Source organism: Salegentibacter sp. UBA1130, from assembly GCF_002311535.1.
In the GTDB taxonomy this organism is placed as follows: domain Bacteria; phylum Bacteroidota; class Bacteroidia; order Flavobacteriales; family Flavobacteriaceae; genus Salegentibacter; species Salegentibacter agarivorans.
The window spans coordinates 255,968-269,564 of sequence record NZ_DCAP01000038.1; the positions used below are offsets into that span (position 1 = coordinate 255,968).

General features: G+C 37.5%; 9 protein-coding genes and 1 tRNA gene. 8 read left to right on the forward strand and 2 right to left on the reverse strand.

What is annotated here, in order from left to right:
* Entirely contained in the window at positions 1–396 is a 396-nt protein-coding gene (rbfA, locus tag B4F31_RS16075) for a 30S ribosome-binding factor RbfA (protein WP_037318333.1), read from the reverse strand.
* Positions 397–823: 427 nt separating this feature from the next.
* Here rbfA and mce point away from each other — a divergent pair, with 427 nt between their 5' ends.
* Positions 824–1,264 (forward strand): methylmalonyl-CoA epimerase, encoded by a 441-nt coding sequence (gene mce, locus B4F31_RS16080; protein ID WP_075325407.1) that lies wholly within the window; start codon positions 824–826, stop codon positions 1,262–1,264.
* An 85-nt stretch (positions 1,265–1,349) separates the two neighbouring features.
* Positions 1,350–1,426, forward strand: a tRNA-Ile gene (locus B4F31_RS16085).
* A gap of 448 nt (positions 1,427–1,874) precedes the next feature.
* On the opposite strand, the gene B4F31_RS16090 is transcribed toward B4F31_RS16085, so the two are convergent.
* The gene (locus tag B4F31_RS16090; RefSeq protein ID WP_177195690.1) at positions 1,875–2,702 is read right to left on the reverse strand and encodes a sugar phosphate isomerase/epimerase family protein; all 828 of its coding nucleotides are present in this window, start codon (positions 2,700–2,702) and stop codon (positions 1,875–1,877) included.
* Between the two features lie 325 nt (positions 2,703–3,027).
* Between B4F31_RS16090 and B4F31_RS16095 the strand changes: the two genes are divergently transcribed.
* The 6 genes from B4F31_RS16095 (at position 3,028) to B4F31_RS16120 (ending at position 13,594) form a co-directional block, all read left to right on the forward strand.
* Complete coding sequence (locus B4F31_RS16095; protein ID WP_286761746.1) at positions 3,028–4,743, forward strand: GMC oxidoreductase; 1,716 nt, start codon at positions 3,028–3,030, stop codon at positions 4,741–4,743.
* 35 nt (positions 4,744–4,778) lie between these two features.
* On the forward strand, positions 4,779–7,994 hold the full coding sequence (locus B4F31_RS16100; RefSeq protein WP_093304572.1) for a SusC/RagA family TonB-linked outer membrane protein: 3,216 nt from the start codon (positions 4,779–4,781) through the stop codon (positions 7,992–7,994).
* A 21-nt stretch (positions 7,995–8,015) separates the two neighbouring features.
* Positions 8,016–9,800, forward strand: a complete 1,785-nt coding sequence (locus tag B4F31_RS16105) for a RagB/SusD family nutrient uptake outer membrane protein (RefSeq protein ID WP_286761747.1) — start codon at positions 8,016–8,018, stop codon at positions 9,798–9,800.
* A gap of 115 nt (positions 9,801–9,915) precedes the next feature.
* Entirely contained in the window at positions 9,916–11,265 is a 1,350-nt protein-coding gene (locus B4F31_RS16110; protein ID WP_286761748.1) for a Gfo/Idh/MocA family protein, read from the forward strand.
* A gap of 16 nt (positions 11,266–11,281) precedes the next feature.
* Entirely contained in the window at positions 11,282–12,820 is a 1,539-nt protein-coding gene (locus tag B4F31_RS16115) for a DUF5050 domain-containing protein (RefSeq protein WP_286761749.1), read from the forward strand.
* Positions 12,821–12,838: 18 nt separating this feature from the next.
* The gene (locus tag B4F31_RS16120; RefSeq protein WP_075325413.1) at positions 12,839–13,594 is read left to right on the forward strand and encodes a 3-keto-disaccharide hydrolase; all 756 of its coding nucleotides are present in this window, start codon (positions 12,839–12,841) and stop codon (positions 13,592–13,594) included.
* The last annotated feature ends 3 nt before the right edge of the window (positions 13,595–13,597 follow it).

A 13,597-nucleotide genomic window follows, 5' to 3' on the forward strand; every position in this document is an offset into this window, starting at 1 on the left:
TTAAGATTTTTTCCGGCGTTCCAGAAGATCGGGATCAGTGATTGGGTTTTCTTCGCCTTTAATAGATTTTTCTATACCTTCTATATAATCCAGAGAATCGTCCAGGTAGTAATTAATTTCCGGCATTTTTCGCAACTGGTTTTTGGTGCGCTGTGCCATTTCGTGTTTTATCTTAGACTTGCCAAGGTTTATTTCCTCTATAACTTCCTGCGCGTGTTTTTGCGGAAAAATACTGATATAAGCCTTCGCGATAGAAAGATCTGTAGTTACTTTCACTTTAGAGACCGAAATAATCACTCCTGTTCTCCCGGCATCTTTAAGGTTCTTTTGCAGGATATCGGCTAGATCGCGTTGCAAAACTCCTCCTATTTTCTTTTGTCTGTTTGTCTCTTCCATAAGGCAAAAATACTATAATAAATTGGTATACTCCTAAATGTAAAAAACTATGCGTACAAGTCTTAATTTTGAATTATACTATTCTTAAATATTTGACTTGTTCATTTTTTCCATTGATGAAAAAACGAACCAAAAAAATCTAGGCTTGCGAATCTTTATCTAAATTTTAAGAACTCGCCAATTAAGCTGCTGTTTACATGAAAATTTATGTTGGCTTAAACAGCCTAAAATTTTACGGAAACTTCACTTCAAATTTCACGATAAATTTTCGATAGGCCAAAGTGAACTTATTCAAAAGCAACCTAAGTATTACCTAACCTATTGTAGTAAAGATGTTGTGTTATCTTTTTAAATTTATAGAAGTTTACCCATTTTGAATATATAAAATTAGAAGTTTAACTTGCTTTATCTATTTAAAAAATGAAAAATGAAGAAAATTGAACATATTGGGATTGCAGTGAAGGATATTGAAGCGGCCAATGCCACTTATAATGCGGTTTTTGGCAGTAAGCATTATAAAACCGAAACAGTAAAAAGTGAAGGCGTTAGCACTTCTTTCTTTAAAATTGGAGAAAGTAAAATTGAATTATTAGCGGCTACAAACTCTGAAAGTCCTATTGCTAAGTTTATTGACAAGCGCGGCGAAGGAATTCATCATATAGCTTTTGCGGTAGATGATATTAAAGCTGAAATTGCCAGACTCGAGAATGAAGGTTTTAAGCTGATAAATACTGAACCTAAAGAGGGCGCCGATAATAAGCTGGTGGCTTTTATGCATCCTAAAAGTTCTCACGGGGTTTTGGTAGAATTATGCCAGGAAAAAAGCCCCTCCCCAGCCCTCCCCAAAGGAGAAGGAGCAAGAAATTAAGAAATTGCATTTCACCTTGCAGGAGTTAAAAATATATCATAATATTGCACTCCTAAAATTCGGGTATTGTTGAAATACCTGAATTGGTCCTATAGCTCAGCTGGTTAGAGCACTTGACTCATAATCAAGGGGTCCCTGGTTCGAGCCCAGGTGGGACCACCAACAAAATCAAGCCTTACAGAGATGTAAGGCTTTTTTGTTTCTACTTGGGTACAACATTTATGATTAATTAGTCCCATATTAAAGTTCCCAATCCTGTTGGTAATTTAAAGGTTATGGAGCCTTTTCTTCGAGATACCATCTTATTAATTCACTGAAAAATTGCTGAAAACTTAACCCTTTGTTAGAGATTTTAAACTCTCATCCTTTTAATCATGAGAATAGGTAGATTCTTCATATGTGGAGATACCATACATATGATGAATTTGCAAAATTAAAACTGATCGTTTTTAAATCCTGGGTCAGTGGAAGGGATTTTTACTGAATCTTCATTTCACCTATTCCTAATAAAAATTGTAGTTTGCTAAAGTTTAAACTTTTTTCAAAAGGATTAATTGCCAAACTAAACTTTAAAAGGAAAAATCCCTTGTCGAATTTAATTTTATAAAATTTAAAGTAAATTACTGAGGTGATTATAGCTTTTATTTAGGCTTTTAAATTCAGGCATTTCGAAGTTTTCCTGTTCAAGAATATAATGCTCAACACCAGATACTTTTGCATTATTAAATATTTCTTTATAATTAATATTCCCATTGCCAATCTCCGTATTCAATTCTGGATTTTCTTTATGCATATCTTTTACATGCCATAATTTAAATCTTCCTGGATATTTTTGAAATAATGATATTGGATCGTGCCCTCCTCTAACGACCCAATAAATATCCATTTCAAAGGTAACCATATTTTTATCAGTATTATTTATTAGAATTTCATATCCCGTAGAATCATCCATCCTTTTAAATTCAAAGGCATGATTATGGTAAGCCAGAGTAATTCCTGCTGATTTACAGATTTCTCCCGCTTCGTTAAATTTTTCAGCAATGTTGAGATAATCCGATTTGGATTTCCTAAGATTTTCTGCAATACTTGGAATAATAATGTATTTCTGATCGAGTTCCCTGGCTACTGAAATTATTTCTTTGAAATTTTCAAAGTCCCCTTTAATAAGGGAATTACCGTCGTAATGGCCACTAGGTGATGTCAAGTTATTTTTTGTGAGTTCTTCTTTAAGCTCGGCAACGCTCAATCCCCAAAATTTTCCATCGTTGTATCCATAAGTTTCTATTTCATTAAACCCAATATTGGCTAATTTTCTTAGAATCTTTTTTGGGTTCTGGGAAATTGTATCTCTTAAAGAGTAAAGTTGAATTCCTAATGATTCTTTTTCTTTAGATGTAAAACTAAATCCCGGAGCGATTGAACAGGCTACCAGTGCCAAACCGGTTTGTTTTATAAAATTCCTTCGATGTACCATTGCTTCTATTTTATACTATAAGTTTAATTAATGGGTTTTTTATTTATATAATTCTCTAAACTAAATATAAATAATTATTAAATAATCATATTTTAAACCAAAAAATTGGAGAATGACAGAATAGTATGATAAAGTGACTAAATAGTATTATTCAGAATAGAACTCAAAGTATAATTTAGATCTTAATAATTTGCTAAAAAAAGTTTATAGAGATAACTATAATGTTAAAAAATTTAGCGTCTGTTCAAGGTTTAAGAAATAATGTCTTGTTTTTAAGAATCAAAAATTAATGGATAATAAAAATAGCTATAAAAAATATTCTGAAAAATTTGATGCTATCGTTATTGGTACAGGAATTACCGGCGGGTGGGCGGCTAAAGAGCTTTGTGAGGGAGGTCTAAAAACTTTAGTACTTGATCGAGGACGAATGGTGGAGCATATTAAAGATTATCCAACGATGAATGATGATCCCTGGGATTATAAATTTAAAGGCCAGGTTACAAGAGAGGAGCTTAAAAAGCAGGAAAAACAGGCCAGAACGGGTTATACAATTAATGATGCCAGTAAACACTGGTTTGTAAACGATTTGAAACATCCCTATAATGAAGAAAAAAGATTCGACTGGATCAGGGGGTATCATGTAGGAGGTAAATCTCTGATGTGGGCCAGGATGTCATTCCGTTGGAGCGATTTAGATTTTGAGGCAAATAAGAATGACGGACATGGTGTAGATTGGCCTATAAGATATAACGATCTTATGCCCTGGTATGAAAAAGTAGAAAAATTTATAGGAATTAGCGGTAAAGCTGAAGGCTTACCCCAATTACCCGATAGTATTTTTACGCCTGAAATGCCTCTTAATTGTGTAGAGGAAGAATTAAGGGATGGGGTAGCTGCAAATTTTTCAGATCGACAAATTATTAATTCAAGAGTCGCAAATTTAACCGACCCTGAAGGACGGGAGGGTAGATCAAATTGTCAGTTCAGAAACCGTTGTATAAGAGGCTGCCCTTATGGTGCTTATTTTAGTAGTAATTCTTCGACATTACCTGCTGCAGTGAAAACTGGAAATATGACTCTACGACCAAATTCGATAGTTCATGAAATTGCTTACGATCAAGAACAATCCAAAGCAACTGGGGTGAGAGTAATCGATGCTGAAACCGGAAAAAGAATAGAATTTCAGGCAAATATTATCTTTTGTTGTGCAGGAGCGATACCTACAACCTCAATTCTTATGCAGTCAAAATCTGAAAGGTTTCCCACAGGATTGGGGAATGATAGTGGGGAATTGGGCCATAATCTAATGGATCATCATTTTAAAGTGGGGGCTTCAGGTGTTTCCGAAAATCATCAGCAAGATTATTATAAGGGACGAAAACCTGCTGGTTTTTTTGTGCCTAGATTTCGGAATATCAATGAGGAAACAACTATGAAAGACTTTGTGCGTGGTTATGGGATGCAGGGGGGAGCCAGTAGAACTGACTGGACCCAGGCAATAGGTGAAATGTCATATGGTAAAGAGTTAAAAGAAGCAATAGTAAAACCCGGTAGATGGCAAATAGGAATTAATTGTTTCGGTGAATGTCTTCCTTATCATGAAAATAAAATGACCTTGAATTATGAAAAATTAGATGAGTGGGGATTGCCCACAATAACTTTCGACTGCGAATACAAAGAGAACGAGAAGAAAATGAGGAAAGATGCGAAGGAGCAGGCAGTAGCTATGTTAAAAGCTTCTGGATTTAAAGATGTAAAAGGATATGAGGAAGAATGTTTCCCTGGAAATGGAATTCACGAAATGGGCACGGCAAGAATGGGGAGAGACCCTAGAACTTCAGTACTAAATGGAAATAATCAGCTCCACAATGTGCCGAATGTTTTTGTTACAGATGGAGCTTGTATGACTTCGTCAGCTTCCCAAAACCCTTCTCTAACCTATATGGCAATCACAGCCCGAGCTGCCAATTATGCTATAAAACAATTTAAAAATGAGAGGTCTTAATTTGAAAATAATTTTACTAACCAAAATAGATTAATATGAAGATACCATTATTTATTGTTGTTATGTTACTGTTTCCAGTAACCATTTTCGCTCAAGAGGATGAGATCCTCCTAACTGGTGTGGTACTGGATGCTGATAGCGGTATGCCAGTTCCTAGTGCTAACGTCATTGAAAAGGGAACATCAAATGGTGTATTAACTAATTTTGACGGGGAATTTACTATAGAAGTGCCAGCAGATGCTACATTAGTATTTAGTTATATTGGTTATGCAACTACTGAGATTCAGGTAGAAGGGAGAACGGAAATTGAAGTTTCTTTAGAACCTGAGGCTGCGGCTCTGCAAGAAATTGTTGTTGTGGGTTATGGTTCCCAGAGGAAATCAGATTTAACTGGTGCAGTTTCCGTAGTAGACATGGAATCTATGGGAAGACAGCCCTCTCCTCAGGTAACCGAACAACTTCAGGGACAGGCCTCAGGTGTTACAGTTACAAGTTCTGGGCAGCCTGGAGAACCACCGCAGGTACGTATACGAGGGATTAATACTTTTGGTGACAGTAGTCCTCTTTATGTAGTAGACGGAGTTCCTACCCAGGATATTAACTACCTTAATCCCAATGATATCGCAAATATGCAAGTCTTAAAAGATGCAGGGTCTGCTTCTATTTATGGTGCTCGTGCAGCAAACGGGGTGATAATAATTACCACTAAAAAAGGATCGGGGGATTTAAAAGTGAACTATAATGGGTATTATGGATCTCAAATGGTTCCAAAGGGTAATGTGTATGATATTTTATCCCCTCAGGAACATGCTGATTTAAGATGGGCTGCAATGGAAAATACTAATCCCGGTGAACCAATTACAGATAGACAATACGGGAGTGGAGCTCAACCAACGCTTCCTTACTATATACTTCCCGGTGGTGCAAGCCAGGGAGAGGTAGATGAATCTAGTTATTTTGTAGATCCATTTTACACCGAATCCGGTGCAGTAAATGGATTTAATCAAATTATAAGAGCTAACCAACAAGGGACAAACTGGTTTCAGGAAATCTTTAGTAATGCACCGATTATGAACCATGATATCTCTCTAAGCCAGGGCGGAGAAAAAGGTAATTTCCTTTTCTCTTTAAATTATATGGATCAGGATGGAACTTTAAAAAACACTTATTTTGATAGATATACAGCGAGGGTAAACAGTCAGTTTGATATTTCAGATAATTTTAGAATTGGGGAAAACCTGGCCTACTCACTTTCGGAGGGTAATAGGGTTGCGGTTACAGGAGAAAATCCTATTAATCACGCCTATAGGTCACAACCTATTATCCCTGTCTATGATATAGCAGGCAACTTTGCTGGAACTCAGGCTCCATCACTAGGTAATTCTCAGAATGCAGTAGCTATTCTCGATAGGAACCAAAATAATTTTAGTAGGACGAGTCGTATTTTTGGTAATATTTTTGCTGAACTTGATTTTCTCGAGAATTTTACAGCCAGAACAAGTTTTGGAGGAAGTTATTCCAATACAAATGGTCAGGTTTTTGCCTATCCTACTTATGAAAATGCTGAAAATACTACATATAATCAGTTGACTGAAAATGCCTTTACAGGATACAACTGGACCTGGTCTAATACACTTCAGTACCAAAACAATTTTAATGATTTACATGATATCACTGTTTTAGTAGGAACAGAAGCTTATCATAATCAATATGAAGAGGTGAGTGCCTTAACCCAAGGGTTTTATTCTTTTGATCCTGATTACGTTAATCTCAGTACAGGTTCTGGAACGCAAACTAACTCTGGTTTTTATACTGAAGACGCTTTGTTTTCTGTTTTTGGTAGAGTTGATTACACTTTTAATGAAAGATATTTATTAGGAGCAACCTTACGCCGTGATGCTACTTCCAGGTTTACTAATCCTAGACATGGTTGGTTTCCTGCCGCCAGTGCCGGTTGGAGAATAAGTGAAGAAGCTTTTATGGACGAGGTTCACTGGATAGATGAATTGAAAGTAAGAGGTGGATATGGTGTAATGGGGAACCAGAATAATGTTGACCCTGCTAATGCTTTTACTACTTATGGAAGTAATAGGGTTTCATCTTACTATGATATTAATGGTTCTAATAATAATATAATAGAAGGTTTCCAGCGTTCGCGTATTGGGAATCCAAATGCAAGCTGGGAAAAGAACGTCAATGCAAATGTAGGGGTAGATATGAATTTATTTAAAAGTAAACTTCAAATTTCTGCTGATTATTACCGCAAGGACGTGGTTGACCTATTGTATAATCCGGAACTTACTGGTACCGCAGGTGTATCCACAGTGCCTTATGTAAATATTGCTGAAATGAAAAACAGTGGTTTAGATCTTTCTGCAACTGCATTTTTTGATTTTACCTCAGATTTGAAAATGAACACTACGCTAACACTAACAACTTATGAAAATGAAATTGTAAATATCGCAGATGGAGTTTCTTACTTTGATCAGGAGGCTCGTCGTTTCAATGGTAGTAGTATAGTAAGAAATGCGGTAGGTAATTCTGTAGGCCAGTTTCACGGTTATAATATAATTGGCTTCTGGAATAGCCAGGAAGAAGTAGACGCAGCAAATCAGGAAGCCCAAAATGTATTAAATAATCCAGATGCTGAATACCAATCTGATATTGGGGTAGGTCGTTTTCGTTATGAAGATATAAACGGGGATGGCGTAATTACTAGTGATGATCGTACCTTCTTAGGTAACCCGAACCCTGAGTTTAGTGGTGGGTTAAACTTGGAATTCACATATAAAAACTGGGACTTCAGTACCTTCCTGTATGGAGTGTATGGCAATGATATTTGGAATCAGGTAAAATGGTGGCATGATTTCTATAGTTCCTTTAATGGAGCGAAAAGTAATACAGCCTTATATGATTCCTGGACTCCTAATAATCAAAATGCTTCCGCTCCCATTCAGGAGACCGGTGGAAGCTTTAGTACAGCTAATGTTCCAAATTCCTATTTCGTAGAGGATGGCTCCTATCTTAGGGTTAGAAATATTCAATTAGGATATAGCTTGCCAACAAATATTTTAGATAATGTTGGGTTGGATAGGCTCAGATTATATGTACAAGGAGCTAATCTATTCACCATCACCAACTATTCTGGCGTAGATCCCGAACTAACTGGGACAGCAACAGCTTTTGGTATTGATGAAGGAGCATATCCAACACCCAAGCAGATTATTTTCGGTGTTAATCTTACTTTTTAGATGATAAATAAATATATAGATATGAAAAAAATAGTATATACAATAGTTTTTCTTTCTCTCGGAGTAGGAATCTTCCATAGCTGCTCAGAGGATTTTTTAGATAAACCTGCATATGGAGCTTTAAGCGATGAGGTGCTCGCTGATGAAAAAGGGATTGAGGCACTTTTAATAGGAGCTTATGCCGCTTTAGATGGCCAGGATGTTGTTAATGGTGGTACCGTGGCACTGGGTGGTGGTAACGGTTGGGAAGCAACTCCATCAAACTGGATTTACGGGGATATTACTGGAGGTGATGCGCACAAAGGAAGTGATGGAGGGGATCAACCTCCCATTAATTCAATTGCAACCTTTAGTGCGGACCCGAGTAATGGATTTTTTAATACCAAATGGAAGGCCCTGTATGAAGGAGTAACCCGGGCTAATGCGGTTTTAAGACTACTTAATGAAGCAGAGAATATTTCAGAACAATCCAAAGCAAATATTGCTGGTCAAGCGAGGTTTCTTCGAGGCCATTATTATTTTGAGTTAAAAAAAATGTTCAATATGGTACCTTGGATCGATGAAAACAGTGAAAATACGAATCTTCCCAACGATACTGATATATGGCCAAATATTGAGGAAGATTTTAAATTTGCTTACGAGAACCTTCCCTCTACTCAAGATGACGTAGGAAGGGCCAATCGCTGGGCTGCCGGAGCTTATTTAGGTAAAACTTACTTGTACCAGGATAAATTTCCTCTGGCAAAAGAAATATTTACAGAGGTAATTAATTCTGGTGTTACTTCAAATGGTTTGAGCTATGGTTTAGTAGATAATTTTAACCATAACTTCAATGCTGAATTCGAAAATAATGAAGAATCCGTGTTTGCGATTCAAATGGTAGCAAATGATGGAACAAATACTATAGGTAATTCGAATCAGGCCTTGATGCTCGCTTATCCATATAATAGTCCTTTTAGATGTTGTGGTTTTTATCAACCTACACAGGACCTTGTTAATTCTTATCGTACAGATGAAGCTAATGGTTTACCATATTTAGATAATTATAATAACAATCCGGTTAAGAATGACATGGGAATTTTATCTGATGAACCATTTACTCCAGATACTCAATCATTAGATCCAAGGTTGGACTGGACAGTAGGTAGAAGGGATATACCTTATCACGATTGGGGTTACCACCCAGGATATGACTGGGTAAGAGAGCAGTCTTCTGGCGGACCTTATGCTCCTAAAAAACATATTTACTGGCAATACCATGCAGATACCTATTCAGATCAAAGTGCCTGGGCTCCCGGGAACGCAATAAATGTGAATGTAATAAGATTTGCAGATGTACTTTTAATGGCAGCTGAAGCAGAAGCAAAGACAGGAAATTTAAATACTGCCTTAGATTATGTGAACTTGATAAGAGGAAGAATGGCCGATAATTCACAGCATTGGCTCAAAGATTATGTTGATCCGGAAAATCCTTTAGATGGTTTTACCCAGGATTACGCTGCAAATTATAATATAGAAAGATATCCGGAAGGTTATTTTACTTCTGAAGAACAGGCAATGGAGGTGATTATGTATGAAAGACGAATTGAACTGGCAATGGAAGGACATAGGTTCTTTGACCTTGTGCGATGGGGAGTAGCCCAGGAAGTACTAAATAACTTTATTGATTATGAAGGCCAAATCACAACTGATGTTAGGGGTGGTGATTTTAATTCCAATGATGTGTATTTTCCAATACCACAACGTCAAATAGATTTAAGTACTACTGCAGACGGACCGGTTCTGCAACAAAATCCGGGATATTAAAATTTGTAGCCATTGATTAATTTAAGGAGAGTGTTTTTATAAGCACTCTCTTTAATTTTCCAATTTTGTCTAAATAAACCATGGTTTTATTCAATACCCGTATAACTCAATAAGCATGAAAAAACAAAGACGTTCTTTTTTAAAGAACCTTGGCCTCGCAGGAGCTACCGCAGCCATTATGCCCTCTGCTTTTGCCTCTGAAACAAAACAAATTAAGTTCCTGGAAAGAACTGCGGGAGATATATTCGGTTCTAAACCTCTGGGATTAGCTTTAATCGGTGCCGGTGGAATGGGCGTTGCCGATGCAAAAACAGCATTGAAACACGATAATATTAAGATGCTCGCCGTTTGTGATTTGTATGACGGTAGACTGGAAGAATCAAAAACCCGATGGGGTGAAGATATTTTTCTCACTAAAGATTATGAGGATATTCTAAAAGAAGAGGATATTGATGCAGTAATAATCGCTACTCCAGATCACTGGCATAAACAAATAAGCATTGATGCACTAAAAGCAGGCAAACATGTGTACTGTGAAAAACCCATGGTGCATTCAGTGGCGGAGGGACAAGAATTGATTAATGCCTGGAAAAAGTCTGGAAAGGTTTTTATGGTAGGGAGCCAGGGCTTGTCTTCTTTGGGGAATGAAAAAGCTAAAGAATTACTTGCCCAGGGTGCAATTGGCGATATCAATTATGCCGAAGGATTTTGGGCTAGGAATTCACCATTCGGGGCCTGGCAATATCCAATTCCGCCAGATGCTTCTCCTGAAACTGTAGACTGGCAAAAATTTATTGCTAATACTGAAAAACGTCCGTTTGATCCAAAAAGATTCTTTCGATGGAGGAATTATCTTGATTACGGTACTGGAATGGCTGGAGATTTATTTGTTCACCTTTTTTCTAGTCTTCATTTTATAACTAATTCGGTGGGCCCTAACAAAGTTGCAGCAACCGGTGGCCTTAGATATTGGAATGATGGTAGAGAAGTTCCAGACGTATTATTAGGCATGTTTGACTATCCCGACTCCGCGCAACATCCTGCATTTAATCTTTCTCTGCGATGCAATTTCGTTGATGGCACCAGCGGAAGTACCTACCTGAAAATTGTGGGTAGTAAAGGTTCCATGGATGTCACCTGGGACGATGTTATGCTAAAACAAAATGACGTTGCCGCTTCAGATGATCCCTTCATGGAGGAAAAGGGTAAGGAGCAGAGTCCAAAACGTAGTGACCGTAAAAAAATTCTTCCACCTTCAGAAACCTTTTACCAGGTTGAAAAAGGGTATAAAGGAGCTCATTACGATCACTTCGCTAATTTTTTCTATGCTATAAGAACCAATGGTCCGGTAGTAGAGGATCCGGTTTTTGGATTCAGGGCTGCTGCTCCTGCCTTGCTTTGTAATGAAAGCTACAGGCAAAACAAATTTATGGGTTGGGACCCTGTGGAGATGAAAGTGATATGATTCTATAATACTGTAGATGAAAAAACTAATCCTTGGAAGCTTTTTATTAGCCTTATTAATTTCTGCCTTTCCTTTTGAAAATCATTTTTCTCAATATCCGGAAACTACTGAAAGGGATCTAGGAATGTTTGAAAATGAGGTGACCATCCGGGATTCTGCTTTTATTGGAGAGGTGGATTACAACCCAGGACTGCAGGAATATTCGTTTTCAATTTCTGAAGATAAAAAACCTGGCGAAATTCAAGCCTTCCACTATCTATATAAATCCATACAAGGAGACTTTATTCTTAGAGCTCATTTGAGCTTTGAAAAAGATACTGGTTCCGGATCAAATTCCGGATGGATAATTCGAAATAATCTGAGTTCAGAATCTGCTGAGGTAATCGCTCAGGTAAATAATTTAGGTGCAGCTTCTTTGGAATCTAATACAATTGAAGGTTTAAAATCAGAGAAAATCAAAGTTCCTTTAGCTAAGGCCAATGTGCTCCAATTAGAGAGAAGAGGAGATGTGTATTACTTTTCTTCAGCAAAATTCGGGGAGCCTTTTACAACAGTAAAAATTGAAAATGAGAACCTGGGAAACGAGGTGTTCGCAGGACTTTTCTTTGATCCGGGACGTGAGGGAGCGAATGGAAAAGTAATTGTAAACAACGTAAGGATCATAAAGCCTGCCGGGCCAGATTTTGAGCAGTATCACGAATATCTTGGCAGTAATCTGGAGATTCTGAATGTGGAAACCGGCAAGCGGAAGATTCTGTATACTTCTGCTCATTCCATTCAGGCTCCTAACTGGGTAAATAATGATAAGGACCTTGTCTATAATTCTAATGGTTACCTATACCGTTATGATTTGAAATCGGAAAAAGTGGAGCAAATTGAAACGGGATTTGCAACCAATAATAACAATGATCATGTTTTTTCTTTTGATGAAAGTATTTTAGGAATAAGTCATCATAACCAGGAAGATGATGGGGTCTCCTCCCTTTATATTATGGACCCTGCAGGAGATACGTTTCCGCAGAAAATAACAAAAGATGGCGTAGGAGCTTCGTATCTGCATGGGATATCTCCTGATAATAAAACCCTGCTTTTTACCGGGGAACGTAAGGGTAAAATGGATATTTACAGCATTGATATTGATAATAAGAAAGAAACTCAGTTAACAGATACCGATTATTTGGACGATGGCTCAGAGTATTCACTAGACGGGAAATATATTTATTTTAACTCTAACCGTAAGGACAAGATGCATCTCTGGAGGATGAAACCCGATGGGAGCGAGCAAGAGCAATTAACCTTTGATCCGAATCATAATGATTGGTTCCCACATGTATCACCCGATGGCAAGTGGATCGCTTTCATTTCTTTTCCTCCCGAAATTGATTCAGGAGAACACCCTTTTTATCAGCGCTGCCTGATAAGGCTTATGCCGGTAGATGGGGGTGAACCTAAAGTTATAGCCTACATATACGGTGGGCAGGGCAGCATTAATGTCCCTAGCTGGTCGAGTGACAGTAAACATATAGCCTTTGTCACTAATACCGCGTGTAATTAAAAACATAAATAATAAATTATGAAAAAAATTATTTTAAGCATTTTTACTGTCATGGCAATGATGGCCTGTAAAAATTCTTCTGAAAATTCCGAAAGCGAATCGGAAGTGAAAGCAGAAGAAAAAAATGAAATCTCAAGTCAGGATGAAGATTGGCAATATCTCTTTGACGGCAAAAATGCCGATGGCTGGCGGGCATACAATGGGAAAGAAGGAGAAGGTTTGCCTGATGGATGGATAATAGAAAACAAAACTTTAAAATCTCTCGGAAAAGGTGGTGATATTGGTGGTGATATTGTGTACGAAAAGAAAGAATTTGAGGAGTTTGAACTTTATCTTGAATGGAAGATTTCTCCAGAAGGAAATAGCGGAGTCTTTTACCATGTGATAGAAGATGAAAAATATGACGCACCATACTTTGCCGCTCCCGAATACCAGATCATAGACCAACTTGGTTTTCCGCAGGAACTGGAGCCATGGCAATCTATTGGAGGAGATTATGGAATGTATGATCCTGAATATAATGAAGAAGACCTAAAAGAGATAGGCGAGTGGAATTCCAGCAGAATTAGATTCACTAATGAGAAAGTCACCTACTGGTTGAATGGCGAGAAAACACTGGAATTTGAACCCTGGTCTGAGGATTGGCAAAAAAGAAAAGATGAAGGAAAGTGGAAAGATTTCCCTGATTACGGAAAAGCTAAATCCGGACTAATAGGCCTGCAGGATCACGGCAGTTTTACCTGGTTTAGAAATATAAAAATCAAAGAACTATAAAAG